At 72.7% G+C, this 21,790-nt stretch carries 11 protein-coding genes; 9 read left to right on the forward strand and 2 right to left on the reverse strand.

The genetic code is table 11. The annotated features are described in order from the left end of the window. The 5 genes from ACIA6C_RS28920 to ACIA6C_RS28940 all read left to right on the forward strand — a co-directional run. Positions 1-6,781, forward strand: a 6,781-nt coding sequence (locus ACIA6C_RS28920) for an SDR family NAD(P)-dependent oxidoreductase (RefSeq protein WP_399280244.1), incomplete at its 5' end; no start/stop codon positions are given. Positions 6,782-6,885: 104 nt separating this feature from the next. Beyond that, positions 6,886-8,481, forward strand: coding sequence for an AMP-binding protein (locus ACIA6C_RS28925; RefSeq protein ID WP_399280246.1), 1,596 nt, complete (start codon positions 6,886-6,888; stop codon positions 8,479-8,481). Positions 8,482-8,621: 140 nt separating this feature from the next. Continuing rightward, positions 8,622-10,229 carry an MFS transporter gene (locus ACIA6C_RS28930; RefSeq protein WP_399280248.1) on the forward strand — a complete coding sequence of 536 codons (1,608 nt, stop codon included), beginning with the start codon at positions 8,622-8,624 and terminating at the stop codon, positions 10,227-10,229. Between the two features lie 215 nt (positions 10,230-10,444). Beyond that, a complete protein-coding gene (locus ACIA6C_RS28935) occupies positions 10,445-11,827 on the forward strand; it encodes a KamA family radical SAM protein (RefSeq protein WP_399280250.1) in 1,383 nt (460 codons plus the stop codon). Further along, a complete protein-coding gene (locus ACIA6C_RS28940) occupies positions 11,824-13,077 on the forward strand; it encodes a pyridoxal phosphate-dependent aminotransferase (protein ID WP_399280252.1) in 1,254 nt (417 codons plus the stop codon). The genes ACIA6C_RS28935 and ACIA6C_RS28940 overlap by 4 nt, the downstream gene beginning before the upstream one ends. Positions 13,078-13,206: 129 nt before the next feature. On the opposite strand, the gene ACIA6C_RS28945 is transcribed toward ACIA6C_RS28940, so the two are convergent. Further along, positions 13,207-13,476, reverse strand: coding sequence for a phosphopantetheine-binding protein (locus ACIA6C_RS28945; RefSeq protein WP_361139394.1), 270 nt, complete (start codon positions 13,474-13,476; stop codon positions 13,207-13,209). 141 nt (positions 13,477-13,617) lie between these two features. Here ACIA6C_RS28945 and ACIA6C_RS28950 point away from each other — a divergent pair, with 141 nt between their 5' ends. Both ACIA6C_RS28950 and ACIA6C_RS28955 read left to right on the forward strand, forming a co-directional pair. Further along, positions 13,618-15,222: an AMP-binding protein gene (locus tag ACIA6C_RS28950; RefSeq protein ID WP_399280254.1), complete on the forward strand. Its 1,605-nt coding sequence runs from the start codon at positions 13,618-13,620 to the stop codon at positions 15,220-15,222. Positions 15,223-15,386: 164 nt separating this feature from the next. Further along, the gene (locus tag ACIA6C_RS28955) at positions 15,387-16,985 is read left to right on the forward strand and encodes a PQQ-binding-like beta-propeller repeat protein (RefSeq protein ID WP_399280256.1); all 1,599 of its coding nucleotides are present in this window, start codon (positions 15,387-15,389) and stop codon (positions 16,983-16,985) included. Between the two features lie 77 nt (positions 16,986-17,062). Here the strand turns inward: ACIA6C_RS28955 and ACIA6C_RS28960 are convergent, their stop codons facing one another. Next, complete coding sequence (locus tag ACIA6C_RS28960) at positions 17,063-18,049, reverse strand: ACP S-malonyltransferase (protein WP_399280258.1); 987 nt, start codon at positions 18,047-18,049, stop codon at positions 17,063-17,065. 156 nt (positions 18,050-18,205) lie between these two features. Between ACIA6C_RS28960 and ACIA6C_RS28965 the strand changes: the two genes are divergently transcribed. Together ACIA6C_RS28965 and ACIA6C_RS28970 are read left to right on the forward strand one after the other, a co-directional pair. Next, a complete protein-coding gene (locus ACIA6C_RS28965) occupies positions 18,206-20,017 on the forward strand; it encodes a fatty acyl-AMP ligase (protein WP_399280260.1) in 1,812 nt (603 codons plus the stop codon). Then, on the forward strand, positions 20,014-21,777 hold the full coding sequence (locus ACIA6C_RS28970; RefSeq protein ID WP_399280262.1) for an acyl-CoA dehydrogenase: 1,764 nt from the start codon (positions 20,014-20,016) through the stop codon (positions 21,775-21,777). Before ACIA6C_RS28965 ends, ACIA6C_RS28970 begins: the two co-directional genes overlap by 4 nt. Positions 21,778-21,790 lie beyond the last annotated feature (13 nt).

The following is a 21,790-nucleotide window of genomic DNA, read 5'->3' on the forward strand; positions in this document are numbered from 1 at the left end:
CAATTACGCGGCTGCGAACGTGTTCCTGGATGTGCTGGCTGCTCATCGGCATGCGCAGGGTCTGCCGGCCACCTCGATGGCCTTCGGCCTCTGGGGCGTCAACACCGGCATGACCACCATGCTGGACCTCGCCGAACAGCGCATGGCGGCCCAAGGTCTCCCCGCCCTCTCGCAGGACGAAGGGCTCGCACTGTTCACTCTCTCCCTGCGCTCCGGGTACCCCGCCGTTGTCCCCTTGCGCATCGACGCGAACGTCCTGCGCGGCCGGGCCGACGAGCTGCCCGCGCTCCTGCGCGGCCTCGTGCGCGTTCCCGTACGCCGGTCCGCCCGGTCCGCGGACGGCGCCGAGGGTTTCGCAGGCCGCCTCGCCGGGCTGGACGCCGCCGACCGCAGCGCCGCGCTGCTCGACCTCGTACGGACCCAGGTCGCCGGTGTACTCGGGCACGCCTCGGCCGACGCGATCGAGCCGGAGCGGGCGTTCAGCGAGCTGGGCTTCGACTCCCTGGCCGCCGTCGAGCTGCGCAACCGGCTCGGCTCGGCGACCGGGCTGCGGCTGCCCGCCACGCTGATCTTCGACTACCCCACGGCGCGGGCGGTCGCCGACCACATCGGGGCCGAAGTCGCCGGCTCTGCCCACTCCGCACCCGCTGCCGTGCGCACCCTGTCCTCCGTCGGCGGAGCGGACGCGGACGACCCGATCGTGATCGTCGGCATGGGCTGCCGCTACCCGGGCGGTGTCACGAGCCCCGAGGAGCTGTGGAAGCTCGTCGCGGACGGTGTCGACGCCATCGGCGCCTTCCCCGCCGACCGGGGCTGGGACCCGGAGGTCTACGACCCGGAGCCCGGCACGCCCGGCCGCACCTACGCGAAGGAGGGCGGGTTCCTCTACGACGCGGCCGAGTTCGACCCGGTCTTCTTCGGCATCAGCCCCAACGAGGCGCTGATGATGGATCCGCAGCAGCGGCTGCTGCTGGAGGTGTCCTGGGAGGCCATCGAGCGGGCCGGCATCGACCCCACCACCCTCAAGGGCGGGGCGACCGGGGTGTTCGCCGGCGTCATGTACCACGACTACGCCCTCGGGGTGGAGGCCGCGGCCAGCAGCGGCGGCAGCCTCGTCTCCGGCCGTACCTCGTACACCCTGGGCCTCGAAGGGCCCTCGGTGACCGTCGACACCGCCTGCTCGTCGTCCCTGGTGGCCCTGCACATGGCGGCCCAGGCGCTGCGCTCGGGGGAGTGCTCCCTCGCGCTCGCAGGCGGCGTGGCCGTCATGGGCACTCCCGGCATGTTCGTCGAGTTCAGCCGGCAGCGCGGGCTCGCCCCCGACGGCCGTTCGAAGTCCTTCGCCGCCTCGGCGGACGGAGTCGCCTGGGGTGAGGGCGCGGGCGTGCTGCTCCTGGAGCGGCTCTCCGACGCGCGCCGCAACGGACACCCCGTCGTCGCCGTCGTCCGTGGCTCCGCGCTCAACCAGGACGGCGCCAGCAACGGCCTGACCGCCCCCAACGGACCCTCGCAGCAGCGCGTCATCCGTCAGGCACTGGCGAACGCCGGGCTGACGGCGGCGGAGGTCGACGCGGTCGAGGCGCACGGCACGGGAACCACCCTCGGTGACCCCATCGAGGCGCAGGCACTGCTCGCGACCTACGGCCAGGACCGGCCGGCGGACAAGCCGCTGTGGCTGGGCTCCATCAAGTCCAACATGGGGCACACGCAGGCATCGGCGGGCGTCGCCGGAATCATCAAGATGGTCATGGCGATGCGGCACGGCCTCCTGCCCAAGACCCTGCACGTGGACGCCCCGTCCGACCAGGTGGACTGGGCGGCGGGCCGGGTGGAGCTGCTGACCGAGGCGCGCCCCTGGCAGGCCGGGGACCGGCCCCGCCGGGCCGCGGTCTCGTCGTTCGGCATCAGCGGGACCAACGCCCACGTGATCGTCGAGGAAGCCCCCGAGGCACCGGACGAGACCGCCCCCCGAACCGAATCGTCCGTCACGCCTTGGGTGTTGTCGGCGAAGACGCCGAAGGCGCTGGCCGCGCAGGCGGAGCGTCTGCTGGAGCGGGTCTCCGCCGGGCCGGACGCCGACGCGTCGGACATCGGGCTCTCCCTGGCCACCTCGCGCACCACCTTCGCCCACCGGGCCGTGGTCGTGGGCACGGAGCGCGCGGAACTGGTGCGGGGTCTGACCGCACTGGCCCAGGGCCGAAACGCGCCCGTGGTCGTACGGGACCAGGCCCGCCGGACCGGAAAGGCGGCGTTCCTGTTCACGGGGCAGGGGGCGCAGCGTCTCGGGATGGGGCGTGAGCTGTACGAGGCGTTCCCGGTGTTCGCAGAGGCCTTTGACGCGGTGTGTGGGGAGGTTGACCGGCACCTGGGGCGGTCGTTGCGTGAGGTGGTGTGGGGTGAGGATGCGGAGGCGTTGAACGCGACCGCGGTGACGCAGCCCGCGCTGTTCGCGCTGGAAGTCGCCCTGTTCCGGTTGGTGGAGGCGTGGGGTGTGAAGCCCGACGTCGTCGCCGGTCACTCCATCGGTGAGCTGGCCGCCGCGCACGTCGCGGGGGTGTTGTCGCTGGCTGATGCGGCCGAGTTGGTGGTGGCGCGTGGCCGGTTGATGCAGGCGCTGCCCACCGGTGGGGCGATGCTCGCCGTGCAGGCCACTGAGGAAGAGGTACTCCCGCTTCTCACCGAGGGTGTGGGGATCGCTGCGGTCAACGGACCGGACTCGGTCGTCGTGTCCGGGGTCGAGGCCGCCGTGCTGGCCGTGGGCGAGCACTTCACCGCCGAAGGCCGTAAGACCAGCCGGCTCGCTGTATCCCATGCCTTCCACTCGGCGTTGATGGATCCGATGCTGGACGAGTTTGGTGTAGTCGCTTCCCGGCTGACGTTCTCGGCGCCGCGCATCCCGGTCGTCTCCACCGTCTCGGGTGGACTGTCGCAGGACTGGCAGTCCCCGGAGTACTGGGTCGGCCAGGTCCGCGAGGCCGTCCGCTTCGCGGACGCCGTGCGGACCCTGGAGGAGCAGGGTGTCACCCGCTTCCTGGAGATCGGCCCCGGCGGGGTCCTCACCGGCCTCGCCCAACAATGCCTCACCACGGACCAGGCCCTCTCGGCCGCCGCTCTCCGCAAGGACCGCGGGGAGCCCGAGGCGCTGGTCACGGCCCTCGCGCAGCTGCACGTGGACGGCGTGCGCGTCGACTGGCAGGCGTTCTACGCCGGCACCGGCGCCCGGCGCGTCGACCTGCCGACCTATCCCTTCCAGCGCGACCGCTACTGGGTCGACGCCGCCAGGCCCGCCACCGACGCCGTCGCCGTCGGCCAGGGGGCGCTGGACCACCCGCTGCTGGCCGCCGTCCTGGCCGCACCCGATTCCGAAGCGGTGACCTTCACGGCCCGCATCTCACCGGACGCACAGCCCTGGGTGGCCGACCACGCCGTCCACGGCAGCGTCCTGCTCCCCGGAACCGGTTTCGTGGAGCTCGCGCTCCGGGCCGGTGACCACGTCGGATGCGCCCACCTGGAGGAACTCACCCTCCAGGCGCCGCTCGTACTCCCCGAACGCGGAGGCGTTGCCGTACAGGTCGTCGTCGGGGAACCCGACGACCGGGCCCGGCGGGCCGTGCAGGTCTACTCGCGCCCCGAGGGCCGGCCCGACGAGCCGTGGACCCGGCACGCCGACGGTGTCCTGGCGCCGGAAGTCCCCGGAAGCCCCGGAAGCGCCGCACCGGGCGACGGCGACGGCCTCACCGCGTGGCCGCCCGCCGGCGCGGAAGCGCTCGACACCGACCAGCTGTACGACCGGCTCGCGGAACGAGGCTTCGGCTACGGACCCGTGTTCCAGGGCCTGACGGCCGCCTGGCGGCTCGGCGAGGCCCTGTACGCCGAGATCGAGCTGCCCGAGCAGGCGCACGCCGACGCCGGACGGTTCGGGCTCCACCCGGCGCTGCTCGACGCGTCGATGCACGCGCTCGGCTTCGGCGGGCTCGGCGCCGAGGAGGACGGCGGGCAGGCGCTGCTCCCGTTCTCCTGGGCGGGCGTCACCCTGCACGCCGCGTCCGCGACCGCCGTACGGGTCCGGCTCGCCCCCGTCGAGGGGCAGCGCAACGCGGTGCGCCTCGACCTCGCCGACCCGGCGGGAGCGCCCGTGGCCTCCGTGGCCGCCCTGCTGCTGCGGCCGGTCGCCGCTCAGCAGTTGCCCGCCGCCGGAGGGTTCCGGGACGCGCTGCTCGCCCTCGACTGGGTGCCGGTGCGGGGCGGTTCCGGGCCGCGCGGGCCGTGGACGATCGCGGGCCCGGGTCTGGAGGTCGCCGGGGTCCCGGTGGTCGCGGGCCTGGACGCGTTCGGCGCGCCGGGCGTGGAGGTGCCGGACACCGTGCTGCTGCCGGTGCTCCCGGGCGGCCCCGCCGCCGGCGGGGAGGCGGAGGTCATCGCTGGGGTGCGTACCGCGGTGGACACCGCGCTCGCCGCCGTCCAGCGGTGGCTGGCGGAGCCGGCGTTCGCGCGCTCCAGGCTGGTCCTCGTCACGCGGGCCGCGTCGGCCGTCTCGGACGGCGACCCCGTCGACGTACGGCAGGCGCCGGTCTGGGGCCTGGTCCGCGCCGCGCAGGCGGAGAACCCGGGCCGGTTCGTCCTGCTGGACCTGGAGGAGGCCGAGGTGTCCCCGAAGGCGCTGGCCGCGGCCCTCGCCACCGACGAGCCGGAACTGGCCGTCCGCCGGAACACTGTGCTCGCCCCTCGCCTCGCCCGCTCCACCGCGGAGGGCGGCGAGAGCCCCTGGGACGCCGACGGCACGGTCCTGGTCACCGGTGGCACGGGAGGCCTCGGCGCCCTCGTCGCGCGGCACCTCGTCAGCGAGCACGGCGTGCGGCACCTGCTGCTCACCAGCAGGCGGGGCCCCGGAGCCCCCAACGCGGCCGGTCTGCGCGACGAACTCGCCGCGCTGGGAGCCGAGGTGGAGATCGTCGCCTGTGACGTCTCCGACCGCGAGGCGGTCGCCGGCCTGATCGGCTCCGTCGACCCCGAGCACCCCCTGCGCGGCGTCGTACACGCCGCCGGTGTCGCGCACAACGGCCTGATCGGCGCACTGACCCCCGAGCAGGTGGACCACGTACTGCGCGCCAAGGCGGACGCCGCCTGGCATCTGCACGAGCTGACGGACGATCACGACCTTTCGGTCTTCGCCCTGTTCTCCTCTGCCGGTGGCCTCGTCATGGCCGCCGGACAGGGCAACTACGCGGCGGCCAACGTGTTCCTCGACGCCCTCGCCCAGCACCGTCGCTCCCGCGGCCTGGCCGCCACCTCCATGGCGTTCGGCCTGTGGGACACCGAGACCGGCCTCAGCCAGTGGCTCGGCGAGGCCGACCTCCAGCGCATGCGCCGTACGGGAACCCCCGCGCTCTCCGAGGAGGAGGGGCTGTGGCTCTTCGACGCGGCGGTCGCGGCCGAGGCCCCGGCGCTGGTACCGCTCCGGGTCGATCTGGCGGCCCTGCGGGCCCGTACCGATGAGGTGCCGGCCCTGCTGCGGGGCCTGGCGCCCGCCGCCCGGCGCCGGGCCGGTGCGGCCGCCGCGGCCATCGACGCGGGGGCGCTGCGCGAGCGGCTGCGCGGTCTCGGCGACGGCGAACGCGAGCGGACCGTACTGGACGCCGTGCTCACCCACGCGGCCGAAGTGCTCGGACACGCCGACGCGAGCGCCGTCGACGCCGAAGCGGGCTTCCTGGAGGCCGGTTTCGACTCGCTGACCGCGGTCGAGCTGCGCAACCGGCTGAACGCGGCCTCCGGGCTGTCCCTGCCGGCGATGGTCGTCTTCGACAGCAAGAACCCCCTCGAACTGGCCCGGCTGCTCGCCGCCCGGCTGGCGGCGGCGCAAGGGGAACCGGGTCAGGGCGCCGTGTCGCAGGCGGCGCCGCAGAGCCCCCTCGACGACACGCTCTACGGGCTGTTCCTCGACGCGATCATGTCGGGCAACCTCCAGCCCGGTCTGGCGATGCTGCGGTCCGTGGCCGCGCTGCGGCCCTCTTTCGCCTCGGCGGCGGACCTCGCGGAGCTGCCCGCGGCGGTGACGTACGGCGCCCGCCACCAGCAGCCCGGCGAGGGACCGAAGGTGCCCCGGCTGATCTGCCTCAGCACACCGACCGTGGCGGGCGGCGTGCACCAGCACGCGCGGCTCGCGGCCCGGCTCTCGATGCCGGTGTCCGGCATCCCCACCCCCGGGTTCGGGCGTGGGGAGGCACTGCCGGAGTCCTTCGAGGCGGCGGTCGACGTCCTCGCCGAAGCCGTGCTGCGGGCCGCGGACGGTGAACCGTTCGCCCTGCTCGGCTTCTCCTCGGGCGGCTTGCTCGCCCACGCCACGGTGGCCCGCCTGGAGCGCGCCCACGGGGTGCGGCCGGCCGGACTCGTCCTGCTCGACACCTACTACATGGGCGAGACCAACGACGCGCTCTTCGACCAGATGGCGTTCGCCGTCCCCGACAAGGCGGCCACGCTCGGCTCGTTCAGCAGCGCCGAACTGTCCGCGATGGGCCGGTACGTGGAACTGCTGCCGCAGTTCCGCCAGGACCCGGTCGAGGCGCCGGTGCTGTTCGTCCGGGCCGGGGACCTGTTCGCGCAGGCCGAGGGCTCGGCGATCGCGCCCGACGCCCCCGAAGCCGACTGGCAGGCCGACTGGGAGGGCGCCGACACCGTGGCGACCGTCCCCGGCACCCACTTCACGATCGTCGAACAGCACGTCGACACGACGGCCCCCGTCATCGACCGGTGGCTGACGGAACTCAAGGAGCGGATCTCCTGATGCCCGCGACGAAGACCGAAGTCCCCCCGCTCGGGCCCGAGGCGGGACCCCCGACCGGAGCCCGGAGCGACCGCGATTCCACGACGAGCAGAGGTGACACGACGGTGACCCTGAGCACGGTGCGCCCGGCCGAGGTCCACGGACCGGCCGAGCGGATCCACGAGTTCATGCTGGCCGCGGCGAGCACCGCACCGGACAGCCCGGCCGTCTGGGAGGCCGGCGACGACGGCACCTCCCGGGTGCTGACCTACCGGCAGCTGGAGCGCCGCGCGCACGACTACGCCGTCGCCCTGGACGCGCTCGGCCTCGACATCGGGGACCGGGTCGTCCTGGAGTCGGACAACTCCGCCTCGGCCGTGGCGATGCTGCTGGCCTGCTCGATGCTCGGGCTCACCTTCATCCCCGTGAGCCCCGAAGTGCCCACCGCGCGGCTGCTGGCCATCACCTCCACCGCGGAGCCCGCGCTGCACCTCCAGACGACCGCCGGCTCCCGCGAGGGGGTCCCCGATTCCATCGGCACGGCCCGCTTCGGCCCGGACGGCGTGGTGGTGGAGCGCCCGCCCGCGCCGCGCGTGCGCCACCGGCGGGAGCCGGTCACCACCGACGCCGCCTACATGATCTTCACCTCGGGCACCACGGGACGCCCCAAGGGCGTCGTCATGAGCCACCGCGGGGTGCTGTCCTTCTACCGCGGGATGCTCCGGCACCACATCGTCACCGCCCAGGACCGGGTCGCGACCACCTCACCGCTCCAGTTCGACTTCGCCCTCCTGGACATCGGCCTCGCGCTCGGGACCGGCGCTCAGCTGATCCCCGTACCGCGCGAGCTGATGCACTGGCCGCGCCGGCTGCTGCGCTTCCTCACCGACACGGGTGCCACCCAGGTCGACGGCGTCCCCTCCGTGTGGCGGCCCGTCCTGCGCCACGAGGCCAAGGGCCTGGCCGCACTTGCGGACCAGATCCGCGGCGTCCTGTTCTCCGGCGAGGCGTTCCCCCTGCCGGAACTGCGCCAGCTGCAAGCGCTGCTGCCGCGGACCCGCGTCGTGAACTGCTTCGGACCCACCGAGGCGATGGCCTTCTCCCTGACGGACGTGCCGAACCCGCTGCCCGAGGGCGTCGACAAGCTCTCCATCGGCTTCGCCTACCCCGGCGCCGAGATGCTGCTGATCGACGAGGAGGGCCGGCCCGTGGAGGAGCCGGGCGCGGTCGGCGAGATCCACCTGCGCGGGCCCTCCCTCTTCACCGGCTACTGGGACGACCCCGAAGCCACCCGGGCCGCCCTGGTGCCCGACCCGCTCAACCCCCGGTCCGGCCAAGTGGTCTACAAATCAAACGACTTGGCATACCGGGGTGACAGTGGTGAGCTGTACTTCGTGGGCAGGTCCGACCTCCAGGTCAAGATCCGCGGCAACCGCGTGGAACTCGGCGAGATCGAACGCAGGATCCTGGAATTCCCCGGCGTCGAAGCGGCCGCGGCGGTCGTCCGGCCCCGTCCCGACGAAGACCCGGAACTGTACGCGTACGTCGTCCCCAGCCGCGGCTTCACCGCCGACCCCGTCGTGATCAGCGCGTTCTGCAAGCAGACCCTGCCCGAGTACATGGTGCCGCGGAAGGTCGCCCTGCTCCCCGGTCTGCCCCTGACCCCGAACGGGAAGACGGACCGCAGGGCCCTGGCGGCGCTCGCCACCGCGAACGGCTGAAAACCCACCACGACGACCCCTGTTCCGCGCCCGGTGTCACCCCTGTCTTCACCCCTGTTCCCGTCCCGGCCCGGGCGCGCCGGGCCCTCCGCTCCGTTCACTGGTACACGCCCCCGTCACGAAAGCATTGGACAGCCCCCATGACCAGCTCCCTGAGCGAGAACGACCACGCCGGACCGGAGGCCAAAGCGGGCCGCAAGGAATGGATCGCCCTCGGCGTCCTGCTCCTGCCCGTGCTGCTCGTTTCCATGGACCTGACGGTTCTCTACTTCGCCATCCCCTCGATCAGCGAGGACCTGCGCCCCTCCGGCAGCGAACAGCTGTGGATGATCGACATCTACGGTTTCGTCCTGTCGGGCGTCCTGCTCACCATGGGCGCGCTCGGCGACCGGATCGGCCGCCGCCGTCTCCTGCTCATCGGGGCCGTCGTGTTCGCGGCCGGCTCGCTGCTCGCGGCCTACGCCTCCAACCCCGAGATGGTGATCTCCGCGCGCGCCCTCCAGGGCATCGGCGGCGCCACCCTCATGCCCTCGACCCTCGCGCTGATCCGCAACCTGTTCCGCGACCAGACGCAGCGGCGCACCGCCGTCGCCGTGTGGTCCACCGGCATGGCCGCCGGCGCGGCCCTGGGCCCCGTGGTCAGCGGCGCCCTCCTCAACGGCTTCTGGTGGGGCTCCGTCTTCCTCATCAACGTCCCCGTGATGCTGCTCCTGCTGGTGTCGGCGCCGTTCCTGCTCCCCGAGTTCCGCGACGCCGCGGCCGGCAAGTTCGACCTGATCAGCGCCGCGCTGTCGCTGGCCGTCGTGCTTCCGGTCATCTACGGCTTCAAGCGGATCGCCGTCGACGGCTTCTCCGTCCCCTACATCGCCGCCATCGTGGTCGGCCTGGCCCTCGCACCGGTGTTCCTGCGCCGCCAGCGCACGAGCAGCGACCCGATGGTCGACATCGAGCTGTTCCGCAACCGCGCCTTCGGCGCCTCGGTGACCGTCAACATGCTGGCCTGCTTCACCCTCGTCGGGTACTCGCTGTTCAGCACCCAGTACATGCAGTCGGTCCTCGGCATGAGCGCCCTCAAGTCCGCGCTGTGGACCATCCCCGGCACGCTCGCGGTCGGCGCCGTCGTACCCGTCGCCACCGTCCTCGTCCGCACCGTCAAGCCCGCCTACATCATCGGCACCGGCTTCGCCCTCGCCACCGTCGCCCTGCTCATGCTCACCCAGGTCCCCGCCGAGGACGGCCTGGTCCTCATCCTGATCGGCATCATCGCGCTCGCCGTCGGTCTCACCCCGGTCCTCACCCTGGTCACCGAACTCGTCGTCGGCCAGGTACCGCCGGAGCGCGCCGGAACGGCCTCCGCGCTGCTCCAGACCGGCCAGGAACTCGGCGGCGCCCTCGGTGTCGCCGTCCTGGGCAGCATCGGCGCCGCCGTCTACCGCAACAGCTCCGCGCTGGACGCCCCCGCCGGGGTGCCCACCGACGCGCTCGGCCCGGCCCGCGAGACCATCGGCGGCGCCCTCGCGGCCGCCGGCAAGCTCTCGGGAGACGCCTCCGCCCACCTCGTCGACGCGGCCCGCGCCGCGTTCACCAGCGAGGTGCACGCCGCGTCCGTCGCCGGTGCCCTCGTGATGGCCGGCGCGGCGGTGTTCGCCGTCATCGGGCTGCGCGCCGTCCAGAACGACAACGCGCGCGCCGCCGAGCTCGCCTCCGCGACCGCCGAGGCCCACCAGGCGGGCACCGGCACGGCCTGACCCCGCGTCCCGCCCCGAGCAGCCGCCCAGGACCCCGCCCCCGCGGTCCTGGGCGGCTTTTTCCGTACCCCCGGGGCCCTGCCCCGCCCTTCGCGGGACGGGGCCGCTATTAGGGGTCCGGCTGGGGGTCCCGTGGCCGAATCGGCTTCCTAGCATCGAACCGCGTTCGAGCACACGCTCCGAACTGCCAGGCACCAGGCTGGAGGAATATCCGCATGTCCCTGCTGGCAACCGACTCTGTCGAGACGGCACGGTTCCGCGCGTACGGGCCGCGGCAGCTCGACGAGATCGCGGACCGTCACGGCCTGCCCGGCGACATCCGGGAGACCATCCGGCTCGTGTCGATGGTGCTGCCCTTCCGGGTCAACGAGTACGTCCTGACGCAGCTCATCGACTGGGACCGGATCCCGGACGACCCCATGTTCCAACTGGTCTTCCCGCAGAAGGGAATGCTCACCGAGCAGAACGAGCGCGATCTGGCGCTGCTCAGCGCGGACCCGGCCTCGAAGCCGGCCCTGCGGACCCTCGTCCAGCAGATCCGCGGCCGCCTCAACCCGCACCCCTCCGGGCAGAAGGAGCTGAACGTCCCCACCCGGGACGGCGCCGAGATCCCCGGCCTCCAACACAAGTACCGCGAGACGGTGCTCTACTTCCCGAGCCAGGGCCAGACCTGCCACTCGTACTGCACCTACTGCTTCCGCTGGGCCCAGTTCGTCGGCGACGCCGACCTCCGCTTCGCCGCACCCGACCCGAGCGGGCTGATCTCCTACCTCGGCACCCACCCCGACGCCGGCGACGTCCTGGTCACCGGCGGCGACCCCATGGTGATGTCCACCGAACGGCTGCGCTCGCACCTGGAGCCGCTGCTGGCGGTCGACACGGTACGGACCATCCGGATCGGCACCAAGTCGGTGGCCTACTGGCCGCAGCGCTTCGTCACCGACCCGGACGCCGACGACGTGCTGCGCCTGTTCGAACGGGTCGTCGCCTCCGGGCGGAACCTCGCCGTCATGGCGCATTTCAGCCACCCCCGCGAGCTCGCCACCGACCTCGCCCGGCGGGCCGTCGCCCGCATCAAGTCCACCGGCGCGCTCGTCTACTGCCAGGCACCGCTGATCGCCCGCGTCAACGACGACGCGGACGTCTGGAGCGAGATGTGGCGCGCCGAACTCGCCCTCGGCGCCGTCCCCTACTACATGTTCGTCGAGCGGGACACCGGCCCCTACGACTACTTCCGCGTCCCGCTCGCCCGGGCCGCCGAGATCTTCCGGGACGCCTACCGGACGCTGCCCGGCCTGGCCCGCACGGTCCGCGGCCCGGTGATGTCCGCGACGCCCGGCAAGGTGGCCGTGGACGGGGTGGTGGAGACCGCCGAAGGCCGCTTCCTCCAGCTGCACATGGTGCAGGCCCGCGAACCCGGTTTGGTCGGACGGCCGTTCCTCGCGCACTACGACCCCGAGGCCGCCTGGCTGGACGAGCTGCGCCTCGACCGCTCCGTCCCCGCCGACATCGCCCGAGCGATCGCCGGCCCCGCCTGGAAGGCAGAACCCGAACTCTTCGGGACGCGTACCGTCGCCCCGGTGGGGAGCCCCGCATGAACGACATGAGGATGTCGCCGAACCTGGCGCTGAACCAGCTCGTGGCCCAGCGCCGGGCGGCCGGTGAGTCACTGGTCCACCTCGGGTTCGGCGAGTCGCGGCTGCCGCCGTTCGCCCCGCTGATGGAACGCCTCGCGGCGGGCGCGACCCGCAACGCCTACGGCCCGGTGGCCGGTTCGCCCGAGGTCAGGGCCGCCGTCGCCGGCTACTTCGGCCGGCGGCGCATCCCCACCGGGCCCGACCAGATCGTGGTCGCGCCGGGCAGCAAGCCGCTGCTGATGGCCATCGGCCTCGTCGTCCCCGGGGACGTGATCCTGCCCCGCCCGGCCTGGAACACGTACGCCCCCCAGGCCCGGCTGGCCGGCAAGCACCCCATCGCCGTCGCGATCCCCGAGGAGTGCGGCGGGGTGCCCGATCCGGTCGCGCTGCGCGAGAGCATCACCGCGGCGCGCGTACTGGGTCGCGACCCCCGCATCCTCGTCCTGACCCTGCCGGACAACCCGACCGGAACCCTGGCCCCGCCCGCGCTGATCCGTGAACTGTGCGCGATCGCCGAGGAGGAGGGACTGCTGATCGTCTCGGACGAGATCTACCGGGACGTCGTGCACGACCCGGCCACCGAGTTCCTCAGCCCCGCGGAGGTGGCCCCTGCCAGCACGGTCGTCGTCACCGGGCTCAGCAAGAGCCTGGCCCTGGGCGGCTGGCGCATCGGCGCGGCCCGCTTCCCCCACGGGCCGTGGGGCGAATGGATCCGCGCCGGCGTGGTCTCGGTGGCGAGCGAGGTGTGGTCGACGCTGGCCGCGCCTATGCAGTCGGTGGCCGAGTACGCGTTCAGCGAGCCGGAGGACATCCGCGAGCGGCTGCGCGCCAGCGCCCGGCTGCACGGCGCCGTCGCGCGAGAGGTGCACCGCATCACCGTCGCGGCCGGGGCCCGCTGCCGTCCCCCCACCGGGGCGTTCTACGTCTACCCCGACTTCGAACCGGTCCGCGGGGAACTGGGCAAGTACGAGGTGACGGACTCGCCGACGCTGGCCCGCCGGATGCTGGACCTCGGCATCGTGGTGCTCGCCGGACACCTGCTCGGGGACGAGGGGGAGGCGCTGCGGTTCAAATGCGCCACCAGCATGCTGTACGGCGAGACCGTCGAAGAGCAGCAGCTCGCGCTGGACGCGCCCGATCCGCTGGCGCTGGCGCACATCGGATCACTCCTCGAAAGGATCGAGGAGGGTTTCATGCGGCTGGTCCCCTGAACCCGTCGCGTCCCGTCGCGTCCGGTGCAAAGAGACCCGCGCAAAGAGACCCGCGCACAGGGACCCGTGTAAAGAGAAGGGCCCGACTCGGAGGTGATCCGGGCCGGGCCTGGCGGGAAATCGAAAATGTCACGCGGCGGATTCTGTCTCGGTCATCAGGGTGCGCCACAGCACATCCGGGCTGGCGAAATTCTCCAGTTTCAGGGCGTCGTCCAGGAAGCGGACGTCATAAGCGCTTTCCAGTGCGGCGAGCAGTTCGACCGTGCCCATGGAGTCCAGGCCCAGGTCCCGGAGCCGGGCGTCACCGGTCAGCTTCTCGTTCGCCTGGAGATAGGGCAGGAACGGGCGGACGACGGCTTCGAAAGCGCCGTCCCAGGTGTGATTCGCGAGTTCTGGCATACGGGAAATAATGCGGCTGATACAGGTGCGTGTCAATGCGCCCGGGAAATGTGCCCGGCCAATGCGTACACAATGTCGCGGTGTATTCTCCGATTTTGTCCGACGAGAGCTTGCCGGTAATTCCGGCAAGGAGGAGCGGTAATGGAACCATTGGCGCGGACCGCGCTGCACGCTCGTTTCCTGCGCGGTCTGGAGAAATCGCCGCACGGCGTCGCGGTGCGGGTCGGGAAGGACAGCGTCGACTACACGACGGCCCACCGGCTGGCCCTGGCCTGGGCGGGCGCCCTGCTCGCCGCCCCGGGCGGCCCGCCGAAGGCCGTCGGCATCGTCGCCGGACGCAGCGTGACCTCGTACGTGGCCGTCGTGGCGAGCCTGTACGCGGGACTCCCCGCGGTGCCCCTCCTCGCCGACTTCCCGGCCGGGAAGATCGCCTCGATGCTCGCGGCCGCCGAGGTGTCCGCGCTGATCGTCGACGAGGAGGGCGCGGCCCTGCTCGGCGCGGCCTCCGGACGGCTGCCCGCCGAACTCGCGGGGCTGGCCGGACTCCCGGTCCTCGCGCCACACCTGGACCCGGCCGGCGCGGGGGACCTGTCGGCCCTCGGGCTGCGGCCGGTCGCCGCCGGCACGGACACGGCGCTGGCCGGCCCCAGGTCCGCCGCCGCGCACGACGTGGCCTACGTCCTGTTCACCTCGGGGTCCACCGGCCGTCCCAAGGGCGTCCGGCTGACCCACGGCAACATGGCGCACTACTTCGCGCTGATGGACACCTGGTACGACTTCACCGCCGACGACGTCTTCTCCCAGGCCGCCAACCTGAACTGGGACTCGGCCGTCTCCGACCTGTGGTGCGCCTGGGCGGTCGGCGCGCCGCTGGTCTCCGTGTCCCCGCACGCCTACCGCGACCTGCCCGGCTTCGTGGCCGAGCACGGCATCACCGTGTGGTTCTCCGCCCCCAGCGTGATCTCCCTGTCCCGGCGCACCGGACGCCTGGTGCCGGGCAGCATGCCCTCCCTGCGCTGGACGTTCTTCGGAGGCGAGGCGCTGCAGTTCCAGGACACGGACGCCTGGCAGCAGGCGGCGCCCCGTTCGGCGGTGGTCAACGTCTACGGACCCACCGAGATGACCATCACCACCCACCGCCACCGCTGGGACCCCGAGGAGTCCACCCGGCTCGGCGTCAACGGCGTGGTCCCGCTCGGCCTGCTCCACGACGGCCACGCGGAACTCCTGCTCGACGAGCACGGCGAGCCCGCCGCCGAAGAGGGCGAACTGTGGCTGTCCGGGCCGCAGTTGTCGGACGGGTACCTCGACCCGGAGGACGGCCGGGGCAAGTACCTCCAGCGCGACGGAGCCCGCTGGTACCGCACCGGAGACCGCGTACGCCGCCTGTCCGGCGGCGAACTGGTCTACCTGGGCCGTACGGACTCCCAGGTGCAGGTGCAGGGCTACCGCGTCGAACTGGCCGAGGTGGAGCACGCGCTGCGCGCCGGCACCCCGGTGACCGGCGCGGTGGTGGTCGGCGTACCCGTCGCCAACAGCACCGAACTCGTCACCTTCTACCTCGGCGAGGAGCGCTCCCCGCAGGAGTTCCACCGGGACCTGGCCGGGCTGCTGCCCTCCCAGCTGATCCCGCGCCACTACCACCGCCTCACCGAGTTCCCGCTCAACACCAACAAGAAGACCGACCGGCTGGAGCTCACCGCACGGGCCGCCGCACTGCACGGCAAGCCCGTACCGGTCGGCTGACCCCGGCCCCGGCCCCGACGGGGGCACGGTCGGCCGGGACACGGCCGGCCAGGACACCCGCCGGCCACCACCGGACCCGTCACCACCGGACCCGTCACCACTGGACCCGTCACCACCGAACCCGTCACCACTGGACCCGTCACCACCCGGAAGAAGAAGTCACCATGCGCACAAGACCCTGGTCACGGCAGGGAGCGGTCCGCAGGTTCGTCCTGCTCGCCATCGCGGCGCTGACCGCGACCCTCGTCACCACGCAGCCCACCAACGCCGCCTTCCTCGCGGAGACCTGGCCCACCGGCGGCCACGACATCCGCAACAGCCGGTCGAACCCGCAGGAAGACACCATCAACAAGTGGAACGTCGGCCGGCTCAAGGCCAAGTGGACGTTCACCACCCACGGCGACGTGTCCGCCACCCCCGCGGTGACCGGCGGCGCGGTCTACTTCCCCGACTGGGGCGGCTACCTGCACAAGGTGGACGCGAAGACCGGCAACGCCATCTGGTCGCGCAAGGTGTCCGACTACACGGGCAACCCGAACTCGGTCTCCCGCACCAGCCCCACCGTGGTCGGCGGCCGGGTGTACATCGCCGACTGGGACAAGGCCGTCCTGATGTCGGTCGACGCGGCCACCGGCAACCCGGTGTGGAGCAAGCAGATCGACTCGCAGTACAAGGCGGTCCTGACCCAGTCGCCCGTCGTCCACAACGGCGTGATCTACCAGGGCGTCTCCTCCCGCGAGTCCGAGGGCGCCCTCGACCCCGCCTACCCCTGCTGCACCTTCCGCGGCAGCGTCAACGCCCTCGACGCCGCCACCGGCAACCTGCTGTGGCGCCAGTACACGGTCCCCGACAACGGCGGCCAGACCGGCGGATACAGCGGCGTGGCCGTATGGGGCACCCCGGCCCTGGACCCGTCGACCAACACGGTGTACTTCACCACCGGCAACAACTACACGGTGCCCAAGACGGCCAGTGACTGCCAGAGCGCCGGCGGCACCCCCGCCCAGTGCCTTGCGCCCGACGACTACGTCGACTCGGTGCTCGCTCTGGACATGACCACCGGCCGGATCAAGTGGCACACCGGCTCCGGCCGCTTCGACGCCTGGAACACCGGCTGCATCCCCGGCTTCCCGCCCAACAACTGCCCGCCCAACCCGGGCAACGACTACGACTTCGGCGACGGCGCCCACCTGTTCACGATCAAGGCGGCCGACGGACGCGCCCGCAAGGTGATCGGCGCCGGGGAGAAGAGCGGCGAGTACTGGCTCCTCGACGCCACCACCGGAGACGTGGTCTGGAGCGCGGCGGCCGGCCCCGGCGGCCACATCGGCGGCATCGAGTGGGGCACCGCCAACGACGACCGCCGGATCTACATCGCCGAGGCCAACTTCTTCCGCATGCCGTACACCCTGGCCGGCGGCGCCTCGACCACCCGCAGCTCCTTCGCGGCACTCGACCCCCAGACCGGCCGCATCCTGTGGCAGGTCGCGGACAAGACCGACGGCTACGCCTGGGGCGCCCTGACCGCCGCGAACGGCGTCGTCTTCGGCGGCTCCACCAGCGGGGCGATGTACGCCCTGGACGCGGCGACCGGCAAGTACCTGTGGGAGTTCGACGCCCCGTACTCCTCCAACGCGGGTCCCGCCGTCGTCGACGGCACCGTCTACTGGGGCAACGGCTATGCCCGGTTCAGCCAGGGCGCCGGCACCACCGGCAACCTGACCACCGGCACCTTCTACGCCTTCACCGTGGACGGCAAGTAGCGGTCACGGCGCAGGGGAACGCCGAAGGGGCCGGTGTCGAAAGGCACCGGCCCCTTCGGGCATCCGCGCGTCGGTCGTCAGGCGGCCGCCGCCGCCACCGGCATCCGGCGCGGCGCCGGCCGCATCGCGGAACGGGGCGTCACGGGCACCACCTCGAAGGCGCGCGTGGTGCAGGCCACCCGGGTGAACAGCCCGTCCTGCCCGGACACGTACAGCCGGCCGACCCCCGCCCGCGACAGGGTGTCCACCACGTCGGGCCAGCGCACCGTCCGAACGAAACCGTCCAGGAGCATGCCGCGCACGCCCTCCCCGGTGGTCACCACCCGGCCGTCCTGGTCGGCGACCACCGGCAGCCGGGGCTCGGACCACGTCATGCCGTCGAAGACCTCGGCGTCCACCCGGTCCCGCAGCCCGCCGAAGAGGTACGAGTGCATGGGCGGCTTCATCGTGTACATCGGCATCCCGCCCAGCGACCGGATCCGCCGCTGGAGCCAGTCCAGTACGGACTCGTGGACGGTGAGCATCGTGAAGTCGTGGTCGACGACGCAGGAGACGTCGCTCCACTCGCCGCGCTCGTCGAGCTCCTGCCGCAGCAGCTCGACCTTCTCCTGCGGCACCCGCGCGATCGACTGGGTCACCAGGGCGGGGTGCTCTTGCCCGAAGTACTCGTCCATCACGGTCGCCAGGCGTGCCGTCATCCGTACCGCGTCGGGGAATTCGAGGACCCCGCAGTGCACGGCCGCGGCCCGCGCGCCGAAGCTGGGACCCGTGACGAAGGCAGGGGTGACGTCCAGCCGGTCCGCCGCCCAGCGCGCCAGCGCCAGGCAGTTCACGACGAACGAGATCTGCCCGTAGAGGGAGTAGTCGCCCTCCGTCTGCTGGTAGCGGTCGGCCAGCCGGTAGCCGAGCACCTCGTCCGCGATCGCGTACAGCTCGCGCGCGTACGGGTTGACCAGCATGAACTTCGCGACCTCGGAGAAGGCGGTCGGCTGCATCCCGGGGAAGACGAGCGCCGACGGCTGCGGGGCCCCGGTGTCGGCGACGGTGTCGGTGTTGGTGTCCATGCCACGAGCCTCCCGCCCGCCCCCCGGCTCGGCGCACCCCTGCCACCCCCTGAGTGCGACGCGCGCAAGCGCCCCTTAAGGACGTACGGGGACCATCGGCGCGAAGACGAGGTCCGCCACTCCACGGGGGCCCGCAGACGCGAGGGGATGCCGCGGATGTCAGAGTCACGCTTCGCCACCTTCACCGAACTGCTCCGCGTGCGGGCGGCGGAACTCGCCGACGAGGATGTGCACATCTTCCTCCGCGACACCGCCGGCGGAACGGTGGCCGAACACCTCACCTACGGAGAGCTGGACCGGGAGGCGAGACGGATCGCCGCCTGCCTCCAGGAGTACGGGGTGCGCGAGCAGCCCGTCCTGCTCGTCTACTCCTCGACCGTCGAGTTCCTCAAGGCCTTCGCCGGCTGCCTCTACGCGGGCGCCGTCGCCGTCCCCGTCCCACTGCCCGGCGAGGCCGGCCGTGACAAGCGGCTCAACCGCACCACCGCCGTCCTGCAGGACACCGGTGCGAAGGTCGTCCTCACCGAGACGGCCGCCGCCCCCGAGGTCGCCCTCTGGCTCGCCCGCAACTCCCGTCCGGACGCGGCCTGCGTGGTCAGCGACGTCCCCGGGATCGGCGACCCCGAGGCCTGGCGGCCCGTCACCGTACGCCAGGACGACTACGCCTTCCTCCAGTACACCTCCGGCTCGGTCTCCGAACCGCGCGGCGTGACCGTCACCCACCGCAACCTGCTCGCCAACCAGGCCGCCCTGCAGAAGCTGCTCCACACCACCCGCGAGGACCGCTTCGGCAGCTGGCTGCCGTACTTCCACGACATGGGCCTCGTCGCGCACCTCCTGCACCCCGTCTGGCTGGGCACGCACAGCGTGCAGGTGACCCCGCTGTCCTTCGTCAAGCGGCCGCTGCGCTGGCTCCAGGCGATCGACGAGTACGGCGTCACCGTCGGCGGCGGCCCCAACTTCTGCTACGACCTGTGCGTGCGCCGCGTCAAGGACGAGCAGATCGCCGCCCTCGACCTGTCCCGCTGGCGCCTCGCCCTCAACGGCGCCGAACCCGTCCGCCCCGAAAGCCTGGACGAGTTCGCCGCACGGTTCGCCCCCGCCGGCTTCCGGCCCGAGGCGCTGCGCCCCTGCTACGGACTGGCCGAGGCGACCCTCGTCGTCTCCGGAGGCACCCCCGGCACCCCGCACGTGCGCAAGGACTTCGACAAGAGCGCCCTGGAACGGGACCGGGCCGCCGGCGCGGGCGCCGAAGAGCGGGTGCAGACGCTGATCGGCTGCGGCAAGCCGGTCGACATCGAGGTGCGCATCGTGGACCCGTTGACCCACCACGAGCTGCCGCCCGGCGCCGTCGGCGAGATCTGGCTGCGCGGCTACAGCGTGGCCCGCGGCTACTGGAAGCGGCCCACCGAGACCATCCGGACCTTCCGCGCCAGCCTCAACGACGAGGAGAGCGGCTTCCTGCGCACCGGTGACCTCGGCATGTTCGACGACGGCGAGCTGTACGTCACCGGACGCCTCAAGGAAGTCATCATCATCAACGGCCGCAACGTCTACCCGCAGGACATCGAGTGGGCGGCCCGGACCGTCAGTCCCGCCCTGACCTTCGGCGTGGGCGCCGCGTTCTCCGTGGATGCCGGCCGCGAACACCTCGTCCTGATCCAGGAAGTGCGGGGCGCCGGCTCCGCCGAGCTGCGGACCGTCGCGCAGAAGATCCAGGCGCTGATCGGCAAGGAGTTCGAGATCCCGGCCGGAAACGTGCTGCTGGTCCGGCCCGGCGCCGTACGCCGCACCAGCAGCGGCAAGGTGCAGCGCACCCTGATGCGCACCCTCTTCCTCGACGGCGTGGTGCGCGGCGAGTACGAGGTCCTCACCCCGGACGTACGGGCCCTGGCCCGCGCCGACGACGTGCTGTTCGGCGAGGACCTGCTGCGGCCGGAAGGAGCCGACGGAGGCCGGCGTTGGTGACGTCGCTGCTCGGCGACCCGGCCGTGGCGCAGGGCCGCGAGGCCCACCGCCGGGAGAACGAGGTGCGCGAGCGCGTCTCCCGGCTGGAGACCCTGTTCGGCGACCCCTCCGACCCGGCCAACCCCGTCGGCTACACCGCGCTGCTGGAAGCGGACCGGGCCGCCGTGCCCTTCGCCGCCGGCGAGGCGCTGCTCGACGACTTCCGGATCACCGACGAGTACGTGCCGCGCGCCCTCGGCGGACGCCTCGACGGCATGGACACCCTGGTCAGGATCATGCGCCCGGTGCTCCGCCGGGACGTGGGCCTGGCCATGGGCCACGGCATGACCACCTTCATGGCCGCCTCCGACGTGTGGGCCGCCGGGAGCTCCCGCCAGCGCCACCGGCTCGCCGCACTGCTGCGCGGCGGCGGCAAGGCGGCCATCGCCCAGCACGAGACCGCCCACAGCAACGACTACGTCCGCAGCCAGGTCACCGCCCGCCGCGGTCCGCGCGGCTACCTGATCAGCGGCGGCAAGCCGCTGGTCAACAACCTGGAACGGGCCGGCGCGCTGGTCCTGTTCTGCCGTACCGACCCGGCCCCCGGCAGTCGCAGCCACTCGGTGCTGCTGCTGGACCCGGAGCAGTTGACCGACACCCGCACGGCCGTCGCCGCTCGCCGCACCAACGTGGGGCTGCGCGGCTGCCGCTGGGCGGGCGTCGAGTTCGACGACTGCCCGGTGCCCGAGTCCGCCCTGCTGGGGCCCGAGGGCAGCGGTATCGAGACCGCCCTGCGGTCCTTCCAGATCAGCCGCACGGTGATCTCCGCGACCGCCGTCGCGGCGCTCGACACCAGCCTGCGCACCGCCGTCCGCTTCGACCGGGAGAACTCCGGCGGCTGGCAGGGGCGCGGGATCGACGGCAGGACCGGCGCCGCGCTGACCAACGCCTTCGTCAACCTGCTGCTGTACGACAGCCTCGCCGTCGTCGCCACCCGGGCCCTGCACCTGCTGCCCGCCGAGACCAGCGTCTACTCGGCGGCGCTCAAGTACCTGCTGCCGCGGGTGCTCACCGAGACCATGTACGACCTGTCGATCGTCCTCGGCTCCGGGTTCTACACCCGCGAGGGCACCCTCGGGATCTTCCAGAAGCACGTACGGGACGTGCCCGTGCTCAGCCTCGGCCACGCCGGTACCGTCGCCTGCCAGGCCACCGTCATCCCGCAGATGCCGCGCCTGGCCCGCAGCTCGTGGTTCATCGAGGACGAGGCGCCGGTCGGGCTGTTCCGGCTGCGCGGCGACCTGCCGCCGCTGCGCACCGACCGGCTGAGCCTGGCCTGCGGCCGCGACTCCCTCACCGCGTCGATGCTGGTGGTCGCCGCGGGCGTCGAAGGCAGCGGTCCCGTCGAACGCGCCCTGCGCACCCTCGCCGGGCAGCTCGTGGAGGAACTGCGCGACGTGCGCCGGCGGGTCCTGCGGCTGGAGGAGGCCGGGTCCGCGTCTACGGCGCAGCCCGCGAGGTTCGCCCTCATGGACCGTTACGCGCTGCTCCTGGCGGCGGCCGCCGTGCTGGGGCTGTGGGACCAGGGCCGCTACGGGACCGACCCGTTCCTCGCCGATCCCTGCTGGGCCGCCGCGGCGCTGCACCGCATCGCCCGGCGGCTGGGGACCCGGGTCGCGGACCTGCCGCCGGAGTGCGAGACGCGCATCCGGCACGAGGTCCAGCTCCGTTTCAGCACCCAGATCAGCTACGACCTCTACTCCACCCCGATCCCCGGATGACGATCCCCGGTTG

The organism is Streptomyces sp. NPDC051578 (genome assembly GCF_044454045.1).
Lineage (GTDB): Bacteria > Actinomycetota > Actinomycetes > Streptomycetales > Streptomycetaceae > Streptomyces.

Coding starts and splice junctions, on each gene's coding strand:
- ACIA6C_RS28945 (WP_361139394.1), bottom strand. CDS start 13,476: ATGCCAGAACTCGCGAATCACACCTGGGACGGCGCTTTCGAAGCCGTC.
- ACIA6C_RS28935 (WP_399280250.1), top strand. CDS start 10,445: ATGTCCCTGCTGGCAACCGACTCTGTCGAGACGGCACGGTTCCGCGCG.
- ACIA6C_RS28930 (WP_399280248.1), top strand. CDS start 8,622: ATGACCAGCTCCCTGAGCGAGAACGACCACGCCGGACCGGAGGCCAAA.
- ACIA6C_RS28965 (WP_399280260.1), top strand. CDS start 18,206: ATGTCAGAGTCACGCTTCGCCACCTTCACCGAACTGCTCCGCGTGCGG.
- ACIA6C_RS28955 (WP_399280256.1), top strand. CDS start 15,387: ATGCGCACAAGACCCTGGTCACGGCAGGGAGCGGTCCGCAGGTTCGTC.
- ACIA6C_RS28950 (WP_399280254.1), top strand. CDS start 13,618: ATGGAACCATTGGCGCGGACCGCGCTGCACGCTCGTTTCCTGCGCGGT.
- ACIA6C_RS28960 (WP_399280258.1), bottom strand. CDS start 18,049: ATGGACACCAACACCGACACCGTCGCCGACACCGGGGCCCCGCAGCCG.
- ACIA6C_RS28940 (WP_399280252.1), top strand. CDS start 11,824: ATGAACGACATGAGGATGTCGCCGAACCTGGCGCTGAACCAGCTCGTG.